The organism is Thalassospira profundimaris WP0211, from assembly GCF_000300275.1.
GTDB classification, from domain to species: Bacteria; Pseudomonadota; Alphaproteobacteria; order Rhodospirillales; family Thalassospiraceae; genus Thalassospira; species Thalassospira profundimaris.
The window spans coordinates 258,774-279,607 of record NZ_AMRN01000008.1; the positions used below are offsets into that span (position 1 = coordinate 258,774).

A 20,834-nucleotide genomic window follows, 5' to 3' on the forward strand; every position below is an offset into this window, starting at 1 on the left:
AAGATATTGACTGAATTTCATTTATAAGTTTCGGAGCCATCAAAAAAGGCCAGGGCATTTCTGCCCTAGCCTTTCGGATGGTTTGCGTGTTGATACGGATCAGTCGGTTGCGCGTTTGCGCAGATCGGCAAGGAAGTGTTCAACCGCCTCATCAAGCGATTTTGCTTCGTCGACCAGTTTTTCGGCCGACTGCGCCAACTGGCTGGTGCCAGACGATACGCGACCGGCATTTTCGTTGACGGTCTCAATCCGCTGGGAGACTTCGCTGGTGCCATCAGCAGCCTGCTGAACGTTACGCGAAATCTCGCCGATGGCGGCGTGCTGTTCTTCGACTGCGGCTGCAATCGCCGTTGAGCTATCGGCGACCTGTGCGATGGTTTCGGAAATCAGACGGATCGCCTCAACCGCTTCGCCGGTTTCATTCTGAACCGAGAGGATCTGCTGGTTGATTTCCTCGGTCGCCTTGGCGGTCTGGTTGGCAAGGTTTTTGACCTCGCTTGCGACCACGGCAAAGCCCTTGCCAGCATCACCGGCACGTGCGGCCTCGATGGTGGCGTTCAGGGCCAGCAGGTTGGTCTGTTCGGCAATATCACCGATCAGCTTGGCAACATCGCCAATCTTCTGGGCCGCATCCGCCAAACCAGTAACGGTCTGGTTGGTGCGGGTGGCCTGTTCGTTGGCCTGATTGGCGATCTCGGCGGAATGGGAAATCTGCTGGGCGATTTCATCGGAGGATGCGGTCAGTTCCTCGGTCGCGGCAGACACAGTCTGAACGTTGGTCGAGGTCTGGGTTGTTGCAGATGCCACAGCCGCAGAGAGAGAACTGTTGGTGTTGCTGGCTTCTTCCATCGAGGATGTGGCTTTTTTCATCTCGGTGATCGAGCCCGAGATCGAACGGATCAAGCCTTTGACACGCGATTCAAGGCTGTCGGCCATATCGGTGATGTCCTGACGGCGTTGCTTGTCGGCCTGTGCCTCAAGCTCTTGCTGGCGGGTCTGCAGCTTCTGGTTTTCAAGCGCCTGCTGGCGGAAGGCAACCACGGTGCGTGCCATGTCACCAACTTCGTCACCCCGGTCCTGACCTTCGATCTCGCCTTCAAGTTTGCCACTGGCGATTTCGGTCATGCGGCTTGAAAGCTTGCTTAGTCCGACCGTGATGTTGCGGCCAATTGCAAAGGAAACGGCCAGCATGATCGCAATGACAATCGCGATGACGACCAGAACGAAAATCGCCTGTTCCCAGAAAGCCGCATCGACATCATCAATATAGATGCCAGTCCCGATGACGTCGCCCCAGGGCAGGGTGGCGGCAAAGGACTGTTTTTCAAAAAGGTCTTCTTCGGGGTGGCCGGGCTTTGGCCACAGATAGGTGAAGTATCCACCCGCCGGTGCCTTGGCGACATCCAGCATGTTCTGAATGATGAAGGAACCGCTCGGGTCCTGAAGTTTGCTAAGATCCTTGCCGACAAGGGCGGGGTTGGCCGCATGCATCATGTTGACGCCCTTGCTGTCATAGGCAAAGAAGTAACCCGTGCCATCGTCGAACTTGGATGCCGCAGCAACCCGGTAAAATTCGGTGACGGCTTCTTCCTGACTGAGCTCGCCGCTATCGACCAGGTCCTGATAGGACTGTGCGGCCGTCACAAGCATTGTGGTTGTGGCTTTAACCTTGTCCTTGCGGTCTTCGAGCAGGGCTTCTCGCAATGCAAAAAGTTCCAGCGCCGAGATTACAAGCAGTGCAACCAGTGACAGCAAGGTCAGGCTCGCGACCTTCTTGCTGATCTTGATGTTTTGTAACATGTGATCTGTACCCGTGTATGTTGCCATTTCAGCAGCGATGTCAGGGGGATGGCACCCTTTTCTTACCCCTTGATGCGCGTATATTTTAAAACAGTTACCTGTCGAAAAGTATAGTAATATTTAGCCCTGTTAAGGAAATTCACTAATCAAAAGTTGTGCCTGTTGCGGTGCGGCAACATGGGCCCATGCAGACGCAGACAAGTGGCGTTGCAAAGGGTTCGGTCAGGAATCAAAAAAGGACATCTGCGATCATTGCAGATGTCCTTTTTAAATGTCTTGCGACGGATCAAACCCGTGGGATCAGGCAAGCACCTTTGTCAAAAATCCTGCGGCTATGCCAAGGCCTTCTTCGTCAATGCCATGTTGCAAGCCGGGCCTTTCATGAAGGCTGACTTCAATGCCATTGGCAGCAAGCGTTTCCTTGGCAAGGCGTGATGCCTCAATCGGTACGACCGGATCGGCGGTACCATGGACCAGCACCATGGGCGGACGGGATTTGATTTCAGCACCAAAAGTCTGTTCGCCAAGCAATGCACCGGAAAAGCCGACAACGCCGGCAATTTCATTATCACGTCGGGGGGCAGTTTGCAGGGACATCATCGTTCCTTGCGAAAAGCCAACCAGTGCGACTTTGTCCGCAGACACGCCATGGGTTTCCATGACGTGATCGATGAAGTCATCGACATAGGCCGCACTTTTGCGGGCACCTTCGGCCATGGCAGCAAGCGCGCCAGACATGGTTTCCGGCGCACGACGCAGGAATTCGGGATCATATTCGGCCAGACTGAACCATTGGCGTCCGAACGGCGACATTTCGCACGGGAAGGGCGCGTTTGGTGAATAAAAGGTGGTGTCGGGCAGGGCGCGTGCCAGATGCGGCGCCAAACCGATCAGGTCATTTCCATCCGCGCCATAGCCATGCAGAAAGATGACAATGCTTTTGGTGGTGCCCGAGGCAGCCGGTTTGGCCGGACCAGATAACAATGTGTCGGTGCTCATGCGTGCTTTCCTGAATTTCCCTTTGCACCTGCTTAGCAATGCAGTCGACTGACCACCAGCATTTTTTGTCACAAAACCAAAGGTTCCCGGACGGCCGTGATTGCAGGAAACCCACAAACCGTCATGACCTGTGGATAACTTTGTGGATGGAAAAGCAGGTTTGGGGAAAATTATCCTGTAAAATGTCAAAAACATCAGTTTTGGTCTTGGGTGCTTATTCCTCAGTATAGATTTTTTGAGTTTTCTAATTTAAAAGATGCAGATGTTCTGTAGTTAATTTTAGTAAATAAAAACAAATAGTTATTTGATTTTCCTGTTCTTGGTGTTTGGACAGCCCGTGGCAGGCACCCGATTATGGGGGCAGATTTTCGACGGCAATTCGCGCACAAGCTGCATGAGGCGGGACAAAAAGTTAACGATGTGGATTTTTTGGACAGCCGGTCATTAAAAGGTGCCTTTTGCCGCCTGGTAATCTGTGCCACAAGAATTCTTCCGGTTCGCCCGGATGCCCCACAGCATGATCCATAGACCGAGGTCCAAATGAACCGCACGCGCCGCTGGTTCGGCAAGGGTGATCGACGCGTTCTGGCGTTGACCCTGCCGATTATTCTTTCCAATGCGACTGTTCCGTTGCTTGGCGCGGTCGATACGGCTGTGGTCGGACATCTCGATAGCCCGCATTATATCGGGGCGGTTGCGGTTGGCGCGCTTATTTTTTCCTATGTGTTCTGGAGCTTTGGCTTCTTGCGCATGGCAACTACGGGCCTTGCGGCACAAGCCTATGGACGGCGTGACCCAAATGGCGTGCGTGCAGTATTTGCCCGCGCGGCCCTGATTGCCGTGGTTGCCGGTTTGGCGGTGATGGTGTTGCAATGGCCGATCATTGAACTGGCGATGAGCCTGATTGCGCCGACACCGGCGGTCGAGGCCGCCGCGCGCGATTATTTCCATGTCCGGATATGGGCGTCGCCTGCGACGCTGATGCAATATTGCATGCTGGGCTGGTTGCTGGCGATGCGTGACAGCCGGGCTGTGTTCATTTTTCAGGTGGTTCTCAATTCGCTGAACATCATCCTAGATATCCTGTTTGTGCAGGGGTTCGGTTGGGACGTGCGCGGAGTGGCCGGTGCCACGGTGATTGCCGATTATTCGGGCGTTGTGTTGGGCTGGTTCCTGATGCAACCGCATCTGAAAAGATTGGGTGGGACATGGCGCGGGATTGGTCTTTTTGATCGTGCGCAACTGGCCCGGCTGATGAAGATTAATGGCGATATCTTTATCCGCACCATGGCGCTGACATCGGCCTTTGCACTGTTTACCAGCTTCTCCGCCCGGTTTGGCGAGGTGACGCTTGCTGCCAACGCGGTTTTGCAAAACTTCCTGATGTTCGGGTCATTTGCGCTTGATGGTTTTGCCCATGCGGCAGAAACCCTTGTCGGGCAGGCCTATGGCGCGGAAAAACGCAAACAGTTCCTGTGGGCGGTGCGCAAGACAACCGTTTGGGGGATTGTTTCAGCCGTGGTGATGGCTGCCCTGTTTGCTGCATCGGGACCATGGATCATTGATGCCCTGACCAGTATTCCGGAAGTCCGCAGCGCATCCTATGAATATCTGATGTGGGCGGTGGTATTGCCGATTACCGGGGTGTTGGGCTTTCAGTTTGACGGGGTGTTTCTGGGCGCGATGCAGACCAAGCATTGGCGCAACATGATGTTGCTGTCAGTCGCGATCTATGCCGGTTTTGCCTGGTGGGCCGTGGTGACGGGCAGCAACCATTTTCTATGGGCCGCGTTTAACGGCTTCTTCCTGCTGCGCGGGCTGACACTGGCGGTGCTGTTCCCGACAATCATTCCCAAGCAGCGTCCGGCGGTGGCGTAGAGCGCTTGTCAGGTTCGGAACTTGCTGATTAAGGTCCCCGCCTTCGCGGGGATGACGGTGCCATACCATATGGTTCTTGCCGTCATGCCCGCGAAGGCGGGCATCCAACTGATATCAGTCGGCGTCAGCAACCGGCAGGGTGGTGCTGTTTTTGACTTCGTGGAGCGTGAAGCTTGATTTCATGTTGGCGACGCCGGGCAGCTTCATCATGACTTCGGACAGGAAGCGCTGATAGGCGGCCGGGTCCGGCACAACGATGCGCATCATATAGTCCTGATTGCCAACCATGGCATAGCAATCAACGATTTCCGGGTGTTCCTGCACGGCCGTTTCAAAGCGACGGAGTGACGGCTCGTCATGCTGGGTCAGCGATACGGTAACGAAGACATTCACACCAAGGCGAAGATGGGCCGGGTCCAAAAGGGCGACATATTTGCGGATGACGCCACTTTCTTCGAGCTTGCGCAGACGCCGCAGGCAGGGGGAAACGGACAGGCCGACCTTGTCAGCCAGTTCGACCATGGAGATTCGACCGTCTTCCTGAATTTCACGAAGAATTTTGCGATCAATTGCGTCGAAACCGTTGCGCGCCATAGCGTGCCACACTCCTTTGGACGATAAGATAACGGGCCGAAATTCGCCCGGAGAACCGTATTTTCGGAAGGGTGGATTTTGCCAAATTCCCGACCGGGCGTACATAATTTCTGCTGCGCGATAAGCCATGACTTCGCGTTTCTGTCAATCTTTGCGTCGCCAAACGGTGCAATTTTTACGTCGAAATTCTGTATATGATCGCAATGCGGTGCAACAGATCTTAACCACACCGTGCATGCCAAAGACTTGCAACAGGCAAGCAATGCAAGTATGACCTTCAATTCCTTGGAATGCCTGCAGTTGTGAGCATCTGCAGCGGAAGTTATCGTTGCCGTGTGCCATCCGGGCAGTGTAGTATAATCGTACCAATTTACTTATTTCGATTGTGATTATTCTCCTGCCGGGAGCCCGGGGGAGGTTGGCAATGTCTGACACTCGTCTGACACTCGTCTGACATTGGCAGCCGATATACTGAAAGGCACGTATGGTGGACGCTGCGCAAGACACGCCGGGATATAACCTGGTTACAATTGGCGAGCATAAAATCAATATTCGTCCGGCGGTTCAGGCAGATCTCGCCAATGTTGTCGATCTTGATGACCGGACCACGGGACTGCGCAAGCCGGATTACTGGGACGACCTTTTTACCCGTTATGGCAACCGCAAGGATTCCCGTTTCTTTCTGATTGCCGAAGAAAACGGAACGCTTCTGGGCTGCATTTTCGGTGAAGTCCGTTCGTGGGAATTCAATTCCGTGCCGTGCGGTTGGGTTGGCACCGTTAGTGTCGAACCGGACCTGCGCATGGGCGGGATCGGTACCATCCTTTATAACGAAATCTGCCGCTGTTTCCGCAAGGCCGGGGTGACCAAGATCCGGACCATGATCCCGCGCGATGCGACCGACTTGATGTCGTTCTTCCGCGCGCAGGGCATGATGGCGGGGCCATTCATCCAGCTGGAAACAGATATGGAAGAGGGGGAATAAGCCAATGATGTCCTTGCAAAAGGCGACGCTGTTTGCCCTCTATGCCGTGCTGGAACTGGCCGAAGATACCGACCGCCAGCTTTCAGCATCGGAAATTGCCGAGCGTTACAATATTTCAACCAACCACCTGGCAAAGGTCCTGCGTGATCTGGGCCGGGCGGGGCTGGTTGAATCAGTCCGTGGTGCTGGTGGCGGTTATCGTTTCTGTGGCAATGCCAAGCGCACGACACTTTTGGATGTTGTGCAGTTGTTTGAAGAGGTCGGCACAAGCCCGTCCAACAGCATCGTGCAGAACACCAATGCCGGTGCGGCGCTTTCGATGGTGATGGATGAGATCGAAGAGATCACCCATGCCACATTGCTGTCGATCACGATCGAGACGATGCTGAAACTGATGCGCAAACGTCGTCCGGAAAAACCGACATCTACCGGATTGTTCCGCGCGGTTTAACGCATAAACCAAGCACAGACACATACACCAGATAAACAAAAGGCCGTCAGATTGCTCTGACGGCCCTTTTGATTGGCGAACGCGCGGCGGGCTTAGCTTTCGCTTTCTGCCGGGGCCGGTTCTGCTGGTGTCTGGGCGGTATCCGCAGCCTTGTCAGCGGTTTCTGCCTTTGGGACAGCTTTCTTGCGCGGACGGCGCGGTGCGCGCTTTTTGACTTCCTTGGCCGGTGCAGCGTCAGACTTTGCGTCGCTTGCGGTTTCAGCCGGTGCCTCGGTTGCTGCTGGTGCAGCATCCTCTGCCGGTGCTTCGTCGCTGGCCTTTTTGGTCGAACGGCGCGGCTTTCTGGCCGTCGTTGATTTCGACTTTTCAGCAGCAGGCTTGCGCTTGGCCGTGGTGGTCTTTTTCGGTGCTTCTTCTTCGTCGTCAGAAGGCTTTTTGCCAAGGCTTGAGGCCGGCACTTCGGTCAGAAGGAAGCTTGGAACGTGATCGCCAAAGCCGATGACTGTTTTGTCATCGCGGTCGTCACGGTCACGGCGATTGTTGCGGTTGTTACGGTCATTGCGATCATTGCGGTCGTTGCGATCATAACGCTCGGTCCGATCCGGACGCTCGGTGCGGTTGCGATCAGTGTTGCCCGCGTTGTTACGTGCGTCGCGTGCCGGTGCCTTGGGGGCATCGGCGTCTTTTTGCGGTTGCGCCTCGGATTTGGCCGGTGACGGGGCGTCAGTTGCCGTTTCCTTTTTATCCGATCTTGCCGGACGGGCGGGTTTGTCGTCACGCGTATTGGGCTTGCGGCTTTTCTTGTTGCGACGCTTCTTGCCGGTAAAGTCCAGCTCCAGCGTCTCGATGCCTTCAAGTTCCGTCAGCGGGATGTCCATATTGATGGACTTGTTGATCGCAGCAACAAGTTTGCCATCCTCTGGCACGGCCAGAGTAAAGGCCTTGCCATCGCGGCCAGCGCGACCGGTACGACCGGTACGGTGGACGTAATCTTCGGCGTTGAACGGCACATCGAAGTTAAAGACGTGCGAAACATCGGCAACGTCAATACCGCGTGCGGCCACGTCCGAGCAGACCAGAAGGGTGATCTCGCCGGTTTTGAACTTTGCCAGCGTTTCGGTACGTTCGCTTTGCGCCAGATCGCCATGCATGCGACCAGCATTAAAGCCGTGCTTGGTCAGCGATTTATAGAGGATGTCGACGTCTTTTTTGCGGTTACAGAACACAAAGGCGTTGCGGACATCTTCGGCGCGGATCAGGCGGCGGAGGGCTTCGCGCTTGTCGAAATCATCCAGGACAAGGAGCTTGTGTTCGACCGTGGTTGCCATCGTCGAAGGCGGCGATACGGTGATTTCCTTGGGATTGGACAGGAACTTGTCGGCAAGGCGTTTGATTTCCTTGGGCATGGTCGCCGAGAAGAAAAGCGTCTGGCGCTGCTTGGGCAGCATGTTGACGATCTTTTCGATGTCGGGAATGAAGCCCATGTCGAGCATGCGGTCGGCTTCGTCAATCACAAGCAGTTTGCAATCAGACAACAGCAGCTTGCCGCGCTCAAACGTATCAATCAGGCGACCCGGGGTCGCAATGATGACATCGGCACCTTTTTCAAGGACCTTGCCTTGCTCGGCAGCAGATTCGCCACCAATAATCAACGCCTTGGACAGCGAGATATATTTGCCATAGGTGTCAAAGTTTGCAGCAACCTGGGTGGCCAGTTCGCGGGTGGGTTCCAGAATGATGGAACGCGGCATCCGCATGCGGGCCCGACCATGATGGAGAATATCAAGCATCGGCAGGGTGAAGCTGGCCGTTTTGCCCGTACCCGTTTGCGCACAGCCCAGAATGTCGCGTGCCATCAGCACCGACGGAATAGCTTGGGCCTGGATCGGGGTTGGGGTGTCGTAGCCGGCGTCTGCGACGGCTTTGAGGATATCTTCGCTCAGACCGAGATCGGCGAAATTCATATGGTTCGTTTTCCCGCAAAGAAATGCGTTAAGGTTAAGCGGATCGCTAGAAATCTGATTGCGTCGTAAAGCCAACCCTTAATTAAGTCAAGAAAAACGCCGCTTAATTGCCTTGGAAAACCCATTCGGCGGGCTTTGAGAGGCTTGTTTGCAACAATTTGACAGCGTAATCTGCCACAACAGCTCATACTCGGGGAGAAAAACAGTGCTGATGGACGCAACCCGTTCAAGTTTGCTGATAATCGACGTTCAGGAAAAACTCTATCCGGCCTGTCTGGAACCGGATCAGATCATCGCCAATTGCTGTTTTCTGATCAAATGCGCCAATCGCCTTGAGGTGCCTGTGATCGTCACCGAACAGTATCCCAAGGGTCTTGGACATACGGCCAAACCGATTGTCGACCTTCTGGAAAAGCCGGGTGATGCTGCTGATGGCGGCAATGTCGTTTCCAAGGTGGCATTTTCCGCCGTTCCGGCCGACGGCTTCATCGAAAAGATGGAAGAAAATCAGGGACGTGATCAGGTGGTGGTTGCCGGCATGGAAACCCATGTCTGTGTGCTGCAAACCGTGATGGACCTGATCGAACGCGGTCGGGAAGTTTATGTCGTCTCTGATGCGGTGACATCGCGCAGCCAGCATGACAAGATTTTCGGCCTAGAGCGCATGCGCGATGCCGGGGCGAAAATCGTAACCCGCGAAAGCGTTATGTTTGAATGGCTTCGGGTGGCAGGCACGCCGGAATTCAAGGAACTGAGCGCGCTGATTAAATGAGTTCGATCTCAAAGAAATATACCGGGCACGTCGATGGTGATGGCGTGCCCGTTGTGTTTTTGTCGGGCATGCTGGCCGATCAGCGCATGTGGCATCCCGCGATTGCGGCATATGACGAACTTGACGATCCGGCCAAGCCCTTACTTAAGCCGGTATTCTGTGAATTGTTTTATCAGGATACGGTTGCAGATATGGCGCGTGCAGTGCTTGAAACCGCGCCGGATCGCTTTGCGCTGGTGGGGATGTCGATGGGCGGCTATGTCGCCTTTGAAATCCTGCGTCAGGCCCCGGAACGCGTCAGTCACCTGATGCTGGTCAATACAAGGGCAACGGCCGACAGCGAGGCGGTGCGACGTCGGCGTTTGTTGCTGTCGCGCATTGTCGCGGGAAAGACGCCGTTTGTCGCGGTCAATGACGGCATGCTTGATGAGATGCTTCACCCCGATAATCGCAATGATGCCGGGTTGGTTTCCCTGTTGACCGCAATGGGTGACGCATGCGGGGTAGGTGTGTTTGAACGCCAGAACCATGCGGTTGCGACCCGCCCGGACAGCATGACCGATCTTGGCAATATTGTCGTGCCATGCAGCGTTGTTGTCGGCACGCATGACCGTATCATAAGCCCTGAAAGCCATCGGGAGATGGCCGATGCCATTCCCGGTGCGACCTATCAGGAAGTACCCGGTGCGGGGCATTATGTGCCACTTGAGCAGCCCGTTGAGTTTGCCCGGTCACTAGCAGCGCTTTTGGCGCGTCAGCAACCCGGTTTAAATCGACCGCAGCGGCGGTCATCATCATCGCGCAAGTGAGGCGGGAAAAGCTGATAGTTTATAGTGTCCGCACTATTTTCGATCTGCTCGGCGAACCGCGCCTTGTTAAAGTGCCCACGGGTTTCTGAAATACTTTTGTCCCCGACGCAGAACCCGAAACGCACCGTTACCTCATCGCTTGCCTCGTCCAAGGGCAGGGATTTGGGATCGGTGCAAAGCTTGGCCCCAATAGTTGATTGTTCCGGATTGACGACGGCAACCAAGCGATTTTCCGGCTTGATGGTTTCGCTGTCTTTGATGTCGTTTGTATCGGTCACAAAGCGAAGGCGCGGTGGATAACCGTGGTTGGACATGATTGTGCGCCAGAAATCATCAGAAAAGCTTTTATTTGCATCTACGATTTCAAGCATCATCACGCGGCTTGGTGCTCCGGCAGTTTTGAAGCTTTGTACCTCGGCGACGTTATAACGAGCTGGCTCAATCGTGGCGAGGTTGCAACCACCAAGCATCAGTAGACCTATTACTGTGGTGGCAATTGATACCGTGCATTTGAGTGAATGTGGTTGCATTCTGTTTGGGGCATGCATGGGCTTTGATCCTTTCAGGCTTGCTCAGAGCAACGAGCTTAGCCTCAGATATTGTCCGAAAATTGCCAAAGTCACGCGGCTGCGCCGATTTTTAAGGGCAGAAAACAAAAAACCCGGCACAAAAGCCGGGTTCTGTTGGTGTTTCGAGAAGCCGATCAGACGTCAATATCCTCGACGAAGCGGGCGTGTTCCTGAATGAACTGGAAACGTAGTTCCGGTTTTTTGCCCATCAGGCGGGTTACAAGATCCTTGGTCTGTCCGCGGGCATCCGGTTCGGCAGCATCGGGCAGGGTAACACGCAGAAGGGTGCGTTTCTTGTGTGCCATGGTGGTTTCGCGCAGCTGTTGCGGCGGCATTTCACCCAGACCCTTAAATCGGGAAATCTCGACCTTGTTCGGGTTCTTGAACTCGGTTTCGAGGATGACTTCCTTTTCGGCGTCATCCATGGCGTAGATTGACTTGCCACCCTGGGTCAGGCGGTAAAGCGGTGGCATCGCCAGATATAGATGGCCGTTTTCGATCAGGCCAGGCATTTCCTGATAGAAGAAGGTCATCAGAAGGGATGCGATATGTGCGCCATCAACGTCAGCATCGGTCATGATGATGATGCGTTCATAGCGCAGATCACCCAGCCGGAAATCGGACCCCGAACCGCAGCCAAAGGCTTCGATCATGTCCTTGATTTCCTGGTTGGCCATCATCTTTTCATAGGTCGCCGACGCAACGTTCAGGATCTTACCGCGCAGCGGCAGGACGGCCTGCGTTTCGCGGTCACGGGCCTGTTTGGCAGAACCACCTGCAGAGTCACCCTCCACCAGGAAGATTTCAGTGCCAGCCGCGATTGAACGCGAACAGTCAGCAAGCTTGCCCGGCAAGCGCAGACGACGGGTCGCAGACTGACGCTTGGTTTCCTTTTTCTCCTTGCGGCGCTGACGTTCCTCGGCGCGCAGGATGATGCGTTCAAGCAGACGCTTGGCGTTTTCGGTATCCCCGGTCAGCCAGTGGTCGAAGTGGTCACGCACCGCGGTTTCAACCAGTTTGGTTGCACCCTGGGTACCCAGCTTTTCCTTTGTCTGGCCCTGGAATTGCGGATCGGGAATAAACACCGACAGCATGATGCAGCCGCCGCCAAAGACGTCCTCGGCGGTGATGGCAGCGGCCTTTTTCTGCCCCAGCATATCGCCATAGGCCTTGATCGCCTTGGTAATGGCGTAGCGGAAACCGGCTTCGTGCGTGCCGCCAAGCGGGGTCGGGACGGTGTTACAGTAAGAATGGAAATAGCCTTCGCCACTTTCCGGCCAGCCAATCGCCCATTCAACACGCCCGGCACTTTCTGAAAACTTGGCTTCGCCTGCGAACGGACGGTCTGTAACCATCTCGCGGCCTTCAAGCGTCATCTCGAGGTAATCGAGAATGCCGTTCGGGAACTTCAGGACTTCCTGCTGCGGGGTCGGGTCGTCACTGGTCAGAAGGCTTGGGTCAACCGACCAGCGGATTTCAACACCCTTGTAGAGATAGGCTTTGGAGCGCGCCATACGGAAGATGGTCGCTGCCTTGAGCTTGGCGCGGGTGCCGAAAATCTCGGGGTCGGGTCTAAAAATAACCGTGGTGCCACGACGATTGTTGATCGGACCGCCATCCTGAAGTGGCCCCAGCGGGGTGCCCTTGGAATATTCCTGAAACACCATTTTGCGATCACGGCAGACTTCAACGCGGAATTTGTCGGTTAGCGCGTTCACAACCGACATACCGACACCGTGCAAACCGCCTGACGTCTCATAGGCCTTGCCGGAGAACTTGCCACCCGAGTGCAGGGTGGTCAGGATCACCTCAAGTGCTGATTTGTCCGGAAATTTCGGATGCGGGTCGGTCGGAATACCACGCCCGTTATCGCGCACCAGCACAGTATTGTCTGGCTGCAATTCGAGTTCGATCCAGTCGGCGTGGCCAGCAACCGCTTCGTCCATCGAGTTGTCGAGAATTTCCGCCACCAGATGATGCAACGCGGCATCATCGGTGCCGCCGATATACATACCGGGGCGTCGACGGACGGGCTCAAGGCCCTCGAGAACTTCAATATCCTTGGCGGAATAGGCTTTATCGGTGGACTGGTTTGAATCTTCAAAAAGGTCGGTCATGCCCCGGAACGCAACTTCTTTTATTGTGTTAAAACAAGGTCCAATACCGTATATCTGTTCTTCGATATTATGGTCTTGGAAGCCTCGGCGCTAAACGAGTACCATATCTTTATCGGTTCGTACCAGATGATCGGTGCGCGCCGACCATAAAAATGTGTTTTTGAATCCAATGCAAGTGATGGTCGCCAGATCCGACCATAATTTTGCTGGGCTTGGATGCAGAAAACCGCGACCGGGAGGTCCAATAAAAAAATGGCGTGTCGTAACAGGCGTGCCGCCAACTGGAGTGAGCCTGATGGCGACTGAGAAAGATCAATCCCTTCTTGCGGAGAGCACGATGCCGCGCGGTGAACTTTGCACCCGAACCCTTGCCATGCCCGCCGATACTAACCCGAGTGGTGATATTTTCGGTGGCTGGCTGATGTCACAGATGGATATCGCCGGTGGCGTGATGGCAAGCCAGGTCGCCGAAGGGCGTGTTGCGACCATCGCAGTGGACGGCATGACATTCCATCGCCCGGTTTATGTCGGCGATACAGTTTGCGTTTATGGCGACATCGAGAAGATCGGCAATACATCGATTGTGCTGCATCTCGAATCCTGGGTGCTCCGCCGCAATCAACCGCCACGCATCAAAGTGACCGAGGCGACATTTACCTTTGTCGCGATTGACGCCGAAGGTCGACCGCGCCCGGTACGCAAGGATGAGGCAGACGCTTAAGCCCACGCGAGATCAAATTCAGGAGCCCCGCCATGCAGAGCCGCACTGTGTCCACGCTGTTGACCCGTCTGGTTCTTGTCTGCGGGGCTTTGTTGTTTCCCGTGCTGGCCAACGCCGGCAAAGCCGATGTGGTTGCGGCCAAGGCGACCAAGACCGACGAGAATACCTATCGGTTTGATGTGACTGTGGTGCATGACGACACGGGTTGGGATCATTATGCCAATGTTTGGCAGGTGATCGGGCCGGACGGGACGATCATTGGGGAAAGGGCTCTGGCCCATCCGCATGTCAATGAGCAGCCCTTTACCCGGTCTCTATCCGGTGTGACGATCCCGCCCGATATCAAAGGTGTAACGGTGCGGGCAGGTGATCTGGTGCACGCATTTGGTGGTGCAGAGTTAACAATCGAACTGCCTGTTAAGGCTGGGCAATCTGTCACGGTTTCAAATTAGATCGAAACGTCTGCCCATGTCCCCGGGCCGAAGCCCGGGGCCGGGTGTGGCGCCTTGTTACCAGCTTGCCTTGGCAACACGCATGAAGTTTTGGCCCATGATTTTATCGACATCATCGGGTGAATAGCCAATCGAAATCAAGGCATCTGCAAGGGCAGGGAGCTTGCGCGGATCGAACACCGCAGCCCCACCGGCTGCAGGGCCATAGCCACTGGCGGCGGGCCAATAGAAGTCCTTGTCCACACCATCCGGGAAGTCGTTGGTGCCAGCGACAGATGGCATGGTATCAAGCCCGATACCGACATGATCAACCCCGACCAGATCAACCGCATATTTGATATGGCGGATCATGTCGGGGACTTCCGGCGCATTTTTGGATTTAATGAAACGCTGGAAGCCGCAGATGCCAATCACGCCACCGGTATCGGCACAGGCCTTGATCTGTTCATCATCGATGCAGCGTTCATGACCGCCTAGTTCCCTGGGGTTGGCGTGGCTGAACACGACCGGCTTGGATGAGACCCGCATGATATCAAGCGAGCTTTGCCGTCCGGTGTGAGAGCAATCCATGATCATGCCGCTGGAATTCACGGCCTTGACCATTTCAATACCCAGATCGGTCAGCGGGATATCAACATCATGACAGCCCCCAGAGACCGAATTGTTGCGGTTATAGGCAAAGTGGATCTGCTTCACACCCAGCTTGGCAAAGACCGGCACCATTTCGGGCATGTCCTGGAGCATGACCGAGCCTTCAAGATCAAACCCCACGCCAAGCAGGCCCTTGGATTTGGCAATTGCCAGATCCTCGAATTTCTCGATCTGCATGTATTTGTCAGGGTGCGCGGCGATCTTGGCGCGGAAGGCGGCGATCACGCGCAGGATATGGGCAATGCTGTTCATATCCATGCCGACATTGACACAGACATAGTCGATGTGACCGGCAACATAGGTATCAAGCAGGTCTATCGGTGTCTTTTCATCAAGCGGCAGGCAGGCATGGGCATCCCATGTGAAAGACGGGATATGCCGGCGTTCGTAGTTGGCAAGTTTGCTGTCGGCCGGGGCGAAGGGTGTTGCGAAGCTCAGTGTGGTGGCGGAAGTCATGGTGTCTCCGTTCAGTCCCAGTCGACAAAGCTGTCGACAACGGCGCGGTCATAGCCGCCGGCAGCCTTGTAGAGCTGTTGCGAATAGGGATGTTCAAGTCTGCCATCGGCCAGTTGGCTTGCGGTGGCGCGTTCCACAATACGGCCATGGTTCATGATGGCAATATCGTCGCACATATGGGCCACCACGGCGAGGTCGTGACTGACCATGATGTAGGTCAGGCCAAGTTCCCGGCGCAAGCGTGACAGAAGATTAAGCACTTCGGCCTGAATAGATACATCAAGGGCCGAGGTCGGCTCATCAAGCAGCAATATCTTGGGTTCAAGGATCAGGGCGCGGGCAATCGCAACACGCTGGCGCTGCCCACCGGAAAGCTGGTGGGGATAGCGGAAGCGGAACGAGTTATCGAGCCCGACCTGTTCAAGCGCCTGCACCACGCGGGCATCGGAATTGCCAAGCCCGTGGATATTGACCGGTTCGGTCAGGATGCGGTCAATGGTATGGCGCGGATGAAGCGATCCGAACGGGTCCTGAAACACCATCTGCACAAGGCGATAGAATGTCTTGTCGCGTGTGGGGCCGAGTTCCTTGTTATTGACCAGAATTTCACCTTCCCAGTCATCGACAAGGCCGGTGATGGTACGAAGAACGGTTGATTTGCCTGATCCCGATTCACCAACAAGGCCGAAAGACCCGTTTTTCGGGACCTTGATATCGACATCCTTGAGAACGTGGTTGTCGTCAAACCAGGCATTGAGTTTGTTGATTTCAATCATGTGTCTACCCCTTAACCTTCGGCCCAGCTTGCTTCGCGTTCAAGGATCGGCAGATCAGAATGATCGCCATCCATTTTCGGCAAGCAGTTCAAAAGTCCCTTGGTGTAGGGGTGTTTGGCTTCGTGCAGGGCGGAGGCCTTGATTTCTTCCACCACATGGCCCTGATACATGACCAGCACACGGTCGCAGAAGCTTGAAACCAGTTGCAGGTCGTGACTGATGAAAATCAGCGCCATGCCACGATCGCGCACCAGATCATCAAGGATTGCCATCACCTGAAGCTGCACGGTGACATCAAGGGCCGAAGTCGGTTCATCGGCAATGATCAGTTCCGGATCAGGGATCAGCATCATGGCGATCATGACGCGTTGCCCCATGCCGCCCGATACTTCATGCGGGTAGGAATTGAACACGCGCTCTGGATCGCGAATTTTAACCGCATCAAGCATATCAATCGCGCGGTGGCGGGCTTCCTTGGCGTTGACCTTGTGGTGTTCGCGGTAGGCCTCAATGATTTGATCGCCAATGGTCATGACAGGATTCAGCGAATATTTCGGGTCCTGCATGATCATGGAAATGCGCGCACCGCGCACCTTGCGCCATTGTTTGGGCGTCAGGTTTGCCAGATCGACATCATGGAAGGTCATTTGATCGGCGGTAATTTTGCCGTTGGCCGCTGTCAGGCCAAGTATGGCACGCCCGGTCTGGGATTTGCCAGACCCGGATTCGCCCACAATTCCAAGCCGTTCACAGCCAAGATCAAACGAGACGCCACGTACAGCATGGACATCACCCTTTGGCGTATTGAATGTGACTTCGAGGTTTTTGACCGACAGAAGGGTTTCATTGGACATGATCAATCGCCTCCACGCGGGTCAAGAACATCACGCAGGCCATCACCCAGAAGGTTAAAGCCAAGGCTGACAATCAGAATGGCAATACCCGGAACCGTGGCAACCCACCATTGTTCAAGCAGGAACTGACGGCCATCAGAAACCATAGCCCCCCATTCCGGCATCGGCGGCTGTGCACCCAGACCAAGGAAGCCAAGACCAGCTGCAATCAGGATCATGCCCGCCATATCAAGGGTCACACGCACAACAAGCGAGCTGATGCACATCGGCATGATGTGACCGGTTATCAGACCCATATTTGATGTGCCCTGAAGACGGGCGGCCTCGATGAAGTCGGATTTGCGCACCGTGATGGTTTCAGCGCGTGCGATACGGGCATAGGGCGGCCATGCGGTAATCGCGATGGCAAGAATGGCATTTTCAATCCCCGGGCCGAGGGCGGCCACAAAGGCCAGTGCCAGGATCAATTTCGGGAACGCCAGGAAGACGTCGGTGATGCGCATCAGGGTCGCATCAATCCAACCGCCAAAGAACCCGGCCGCTGTGCCCACCAGAAGCCCGACAGGGGCGGCGGTAATTGCCACGAGGCCAACGATCAGAAGGGTATATTGCGCGCCAAAGATCACACGGGACAGGATGTCACGGCCCAGTTGATCTGTGCCAAACCAGTGTTCGGCGCCGGGTGGCTGAATACGGTTGGTAAGGTCAGCTGCCAGCGGATCATAAGGGGCGAGAAGCGGGGCAAAGATCGTTACCAGAATAAGGCCGATCACGATCGAAAGGCCGATCATGGCAAGCTTGTTTTCGGTAAATTTCAACCAGCCCAGCCAGACGCGGCCACATTTTGCCTGCCAGCGCGATTGCGGCGCATCAGATGTCAGCCATTGTTTCAGGCCGGTTTGCGAAGTGTTTGTTTGTGTTGTCATGATTATCTCCGCGCTCTGGGATCGAGCAGGCGGTAAAGCACGTCAGAAAGCATATTCACGCTGATAAAGACCGCACCGACCACAATCGTGCCACCAAGAACCGCATTCATATCGGCGTTGAGCAACGAGTTGGTGATGTAAAGGCCAAGCCCCGGCCAAGCGAAGACGATTTCGGTCAAGACCGATCCTTCGAGCAGGTTGGCGTATGACAGCGCAATTACGGTTACGAGCGGAACCATGACATTGCCAAGGGCGTGGCGCCAGATGATGCGATGTTCGGAAATGCCTTTGACCCTAGCGGTCAGGATGTACTCCTGACTCAGCTGTTCGAGCATGAAGGAACGGGTCATGCGGGCGATATAGGCCAACGAGAAATAGGCCAGGATCGAGGCAGGCAGAACAATGTGCGAGACCGCATTCCAGAACAGGTCTATGTCGCCTTCGATCAGGGTATCAACCAGCATCAGACCTGTGGTGGGTTCAATGAAGTCAACGTAGAACGAATCAAGACGCCCTGGACCAGCAACCCAGTCGAGCTTCATGTAAAATACCAGAAGCCCCATCAGACCCAGCCAGAAGATCGGCATGGAATGGCCGGCGAGACCGATCACGCGAACCACGTGGTCCGGCCATTTACCCTTGTTGATAGCGGCAAATACGCCAGCGGGAATACCCAAAGCAACACCGATGATCGTGGCAATGGTTGCCAGTTCAAGAGTGGCCGGGAAGACGCGCTTGATGTCGTAAAGCACAGAGTTGGAGGTCAGCACGGATTGGCCGAAATCGCCCTGCAAGACATTGGAAACATAGATAAAAAATTGCTGCCAGAGCGGCAGGTTAAGCCCCATTTCTTCGCGCACACGGTTGTACGTGCTTTGCGATGCATGATCACCAACAGCGGCCAGCACCGGATCAATCGGCAAGACGCGACCGATCAGGAATGTGACAAGCAGCAGGCCAAAAAATGTAATGGCAAGCGAGAACACCAGCCGCAGGAAAGTTCCCGTCGGGCCGGAAGCGAAACGGGCGCGGTTGCGCCCGTCCCGTTTTTTGCGTTTAACAGCGGACATTACGACCGTTGTCTCCTTCGTCGAGATTAGTCTTTGGTGACATAACGATAATAGTTGTTATCGAATGACGGACCGAGGACGAAGTTGTTCACGTTACCGCGCATGGATGCGATCTCGGTTTCCTGGAACATGATCACGAACGGACCGTTTTCCAGAACTGCTTTCTGAAGGTCGACATACATCGCAGCACGTTTCGCATCGTCGCGTTCCAGCGTGGCGGCATCGGTTTTTGCCGTCAAGTCACCGGCATCCCACGAGTTACGCCACGCAAGCGGCTTGGCAGCGGCATCGTCGGAGTTGTCCGGGTTCCATGCAAAGGTCGATGCGTTGGTGTGCGGATCCTGATAGTCCGGGCCCCAGCGACCGATATAGATATCGTGCTGACGGGCGCGGTATTTGGTCAGGGTCTGCTTGCCATCACCCGGAATGATTTCCAGATTGATGCCAGCCTGTGACCAGGTCGCCTGGATCGACTGAGCCATCGCCATGATCGCGGTGGTGTTACGGGTATCCATGGTTACGCTGAACCCGTCCGGATAGCCGGCCTCGGCCAGAAGGGCCTTGGCTTTTTCGACATCCAGGGAATAGGGGTTCTCGTTATATGCGCCCAGGAAACCTTCAGGCAGGAAGGCCTGATGGATCTGCGAACGACCAGCCAGGATGGTTTCGGAAATGCCTTTGTAATCGACAAGGTATTTCAGAGCTTCGCGGACTTTCGGGTTCGACAGATATTCGTTTTTCTGCGACAGACCGAGATACCAAAGAGCACCTTTGCCCTTGGACATCATCTTGATGTCGTCATTGTCAGAAATGGCAGCCAGCTGATCGGCTTCAAGGTTACGGGCAATGTCGATATCGCCTTTTTCAAGGAGGAGCTGCTGAGCTGCGGCTTCCTTGACGCTCTGGATAATCACGCGCTTCATTTCTGGCGCGCCATCCCAGTAATCTTCATTGCCGGTCAGGCTAAGGCTTTCACCTGCGGTCCATTTGTTCAGTTTGAACGGGCCGGAGCCGGCATAGTTGGTTTTGAGCCACTCGTGGCCAAGGTCGCCGTCTACTTCATGTGCAAGGACTTCTTCCTTGTCGACAACCGAGCCAACGCCAGCGGTCAGGCAGTACAGCACGAAGCTTGGTGCGTAAGGCTTGTCGACTTCCATGACCAGCGTGGAATCGTCGGTGGCGTAGATCTTTTCCTTGACGTTGTCGGCGGTGAAACCGAACTGGCCCAGAATGAAGGCCGGCGACTGATCCAGCAGGATCACGCGCTGCAAGGAGAAGGCCGCGTCTTCGGCGGTCAGCTCGTTGCCAGAGGCAAAGGTGATGCCGTCACGAATTTTGAAGGTAAAGGTCTTGCCGTCTTCGGAGACATCCCAGCTTTCGGCAACGACGCCATAGATCTTCGACACATCGTCATTGTCGAAACCGATCAGGCGGTCATAGGTGTTACCGGCATATTCAGCGCCCGAGAATTCGAAAATCTGTGCCGGGTCGAGCGTGATGATGTCATCAATGGCAAAAGCCATGACCAAAGCATTTTTCGGCGTTTCGGCCTGTGCCATCATAGGTGCGGTCGCGAGCGCGGTCCCCATGACCAGCCCTGCAATAAATTTGCGCATGATGCGCCTCCCGATTGTTGTTGTGGGACTGCAGGCCAATGCGTGGACTGATCGGCTATCGAAAGGGAGGGCCAAAACGAGACGGGCTCAGCTTTATAACCATCCGGAGTTCTATCGACGCCTTCAGGCCCGACTAATTGCGGGGCGGCCTGCAGGTTCGCTTAGTGCATGTGGAGCTGAGCATAATTTATACGATTAATCAATGACCAGTCGGTCAGCAATGCTGTCTAAATCAGCAAATGGCACAACTTTCCCGAAAATGGATTTCTTAAGGTTGTGTGACGTCTTGGTGAAATTACCCATGCGGGTGGAACGGTGCTTTTACGCCGGGATTTGGCGTTAGAAACAAAAAAGCGCCAGCGAAAAATCGCGGC

General features: G+C 55.0%; 19 protein-coding genes. 7 read left to right on the plus strand and 12 right to left on the minus strand.

What is annotated here, in order from left to right; translation table 11 throughout:
* Window positions 1–99: 99 nt before the first annotated feature.
* Complete coding sequence (locus tag TH2_RS15950) at window positions 100–1,800, minus strand: methyl-accepting chemotaxis protein (protein ID WP_008891467.1); 1,701 nt, start codon at window positions 1,798–1,800, stop codon at window positions 100–102.
* Between the two features lie 300 nt (window positions 1,801–2,100).
* Window positions 2,101–2,799, minus strand: coding sequence for an alpha/beta hydrolase (locus tag TH2_RS15955; protein ID WP_008891468.1), 699 nt, complete (start codon window positions 2,797–2,799; stop codon window positions 2,101–2,103).
* Between the two features lie 540 nt (window positions 2,800–3,339).
* Between TH2_RS15955 and TH2_RS15960 the strand changes: the two genes are divergently transcribed.
* Window positions 3,340–4,677, plus strand: a complete 1,338-nt coding sequence (locus TH2_RS15960) for an MATE family efflux transporter (RefSeq protein ID WP_008891469.1) — start codon at window positions 3,340–3,342, stop codon at window positions 4,675–4,677.
* Window positions 4,678–4,791: 114 nt separating this feature from the next.
* Here TH2_RS15960 and TH2_RS15965 read toward each other — a convergent pair whose 3' ends face one another.
* On the minus strand, window positions 4,792–5,271 hold the full coding sequence (locus TH2_RS15965) for an Lrp/AsnC family transcriptional regulator (RefSeq protein WP_008891470.1): 480 nt from the start codon (window positions 5,269–5,271) through the stop codon (window positions 4,792–4,794).
* 484 nt (window positions 5,272–5,755) lie between these two features.
* Between TH2_RS15965 and TH2_RS15970 the strand changes: the two genes are divergently transcribed.
* Both TH2_RS15970 and TH2_RS15975 read left to right on the plus strand, forming a co-directional pair.
* Window positions 5,756–6,256 carry a GNAT family N-acetyltransferase gene (locus TH2_RS15970; protein ID WP_008891471.1) on the plus strand — a complete coding sequence of 167 codons (501 nt, stop codon included), beginning with the start codon at window positions 5,756–5,758 and terminating at the stop codon, window positions 6,254–6,256.
* 4 nt (window positions 6,257–6,260) lie between these two features.
* Window positions 6,261–6,707 (plus strand): Rrf2 family transcriptional regulator, encoded by a 447-nt coding sequence (locus tag TH2_RS15975; protein WP_008891472.1) that lies wholly within the window; start codon window positions 6,261–6,263, stop codon window positions 6,705–6,707.
* 92 nt (window positions 6,708–6,799) lie between these two features.
* On the opposite strand, the gene TH2_RS15980 is transcribed toward TH2_RS15975, so the two are convergent.
* Window positions 6,800–8,671, minus strand: coding sequence for a DEAD/DEAH box helicase (locus TH2_RS15980; RefSeq protein WP_008891473.1), 1,872 nt, complete (start codon window positions 8,669–8,671; stop codon window positions 6,800–6,802).
* 211 nt (window positions 8,672–8,882) lie between these two features.
* Here TH2_RS15980 and TH2_RS15985 point away from each other — a divergent pair, with 211 nt between their 5' ends.
* Both TH2_RS15985 and TH2_RS15990 read left to right on the plus strand, forming a co-directional pair.
* Window positions 8,883–9,443 (plus strand): hydrolase, encoded by a 561-nt coding sequence (locus tag TH2_RS15985; RefSeq protein ID WP_008891474.1) that lies wholly within the window; start codon window positions 8,883–8,885, stop codon window positions 9,441–9,443.
* Entirely contained in the window at window positions 9,440–10,252 is an 813-nt protein-coding gene (locus TH2_RS15990) for an alpha/beta fold hydrolase (protein WP_008891475.1), read from the plus strand. The genes TH2_RS15985 and TH2_RS15990 overlap by 4 nt, the downstream gene beginning before the upstream one ends.
* Here TH2_RS15990 and TH2_RS15995 read toward each other — a convergent pair.
* Both TH2_RS15995 and parE read right to left on the minus strand, forming a co-directional pair.
* The gene (locus TH2_RS15995) at window positions 10,198–10,800 is read right to left on the minus strand and encodes a hypothetical protein (RefSeq protein WP_157194170.1); all 603 of its coding nucleotides are present in this window, start codon (window positions 10,798–10,800) and stop codon (window positions 10,198–10,200) included. The genes TH2_RS15990 and TH2_RS15995 overlap by 55 nt on opposite strands.
* Before the next feature lie 155 nt (window positions 10,801–10,955).
* On the minus strand, window positions 10,956–12,938 hold the full coding sequence (parE, locus tag TH2_RS16000; RefSeq protein ID WP_008891478.1) for a DNA topoisomerase IV subunit B: 1,983 nt from the start codon (window positions 12,936–12,938) through the stop codon (window positions 10,956–10,958).
* 295 nt (window positions 12,939–13,233) lie between these two features.
* Here parE and TH2_RS16005 point away from each other — a divergent pair, with 295 nt between their 5' ends.
* Together TH2_RS16005 and TH2_RS16010 are read left to right on the plus strand one after the other, a co-directional pair.
* Entirely contained in the window at window positions 13,234–13,659 is a 426-nt protein-coding gene (locus TH2_RS16005) for an acyl-CoA thioesterase (protein WP_008891479.1), read from the plus strand.
* 32 nt (window positions 13,660–13,691) lie between these two features.
* Entirely contained in the window at window positions 13,692–14,111 is a 420-nt protein-coding gene (locus tag TH2_RS16010; RefSeq protein ID WP_008891480.1) for a hypothetical protein, read from the plus strand.
* Window positions 14,112–14,168: 57 nt separating this feature from the next.
* Here TH2_RS16010 and TH2_RS16015 read toward each other — a convergent pair whose 3' ends face one another.
* From TH2_RS16015 to TH2_RS16040, 6 genes are read right to left on the minus strand one after another with little or no spacing between them, the layout of a single operon-like run.
* Complete coding sequence (locus TH2_RS16015; protein WP_008891481.1) at window positions 14,169–15,218, minus strand: dipeptidase; 1,050 nt, start codon at window positions 15,216–15,218, stop codon at window positions 14,169–14,171.
* Between the two features lie 11 nt (window positions 15,219–15,229).
* A complete protein-coding gene (locus TH2_RS16020) occupies window positions 15,230–15,994 on the minus strand; it encodes an ABC transporter ATP-binding protein (RefSeq protein ID WP_008891482.1) in 765 nt (254 codons plus the stop codon).
* Between the two features lie 11 nt (window positions 15,995–16,005).
* Window positions 16,006–16,848, minus strand: a complete 843-nt coding sequence (locus tag TH2_RS16025) for an ABC transporter ATP-binding protein (protein ID WP_008891483.1) — start codon at window positions 16,846–16,848, stop codon at window positions 16,006–16,008.
* Window positions 16,849–16,850: 2 nt separating this feature from the next.
* Window positions 16,851–17,774 (minus strand): nickel transporter permease, encoded by a 924-nt coding sequence (nikC, locus tag TH2_RS16030; protein ID WP_008891484.1) that lies wholly within the window; start codon window positions 17,772–17,774, stop codon window positions 16,851–16,853.
* Between the two features lie 2 nt (window positions 17,775–17,776).
* Complete coding sequence (locus TH2_RS16035; RefSeq protein ID WP_008891485.1) at window positions 17,777–18,844, minus strand: ABC transporter permease; 1,068 nt, start codon at window positions 18,842–18,844, stop codon at window positions 17,777–17,779.
* 26 nt (window positions 18,845–18,870) lie between these two features.
* Window positions 18,871–20,460, minus strand: coding sequence for an ABC transporter substrate-binding protein (locus TH2_RS16040; protein ID WP_008891486.1), 1,590 nt, complete (start codon window positions 20,458–20,460; stop codon window positions 18,871–18,873).
* Window positions 20,461–20,834: the final 374 nt, after the last annotated feature.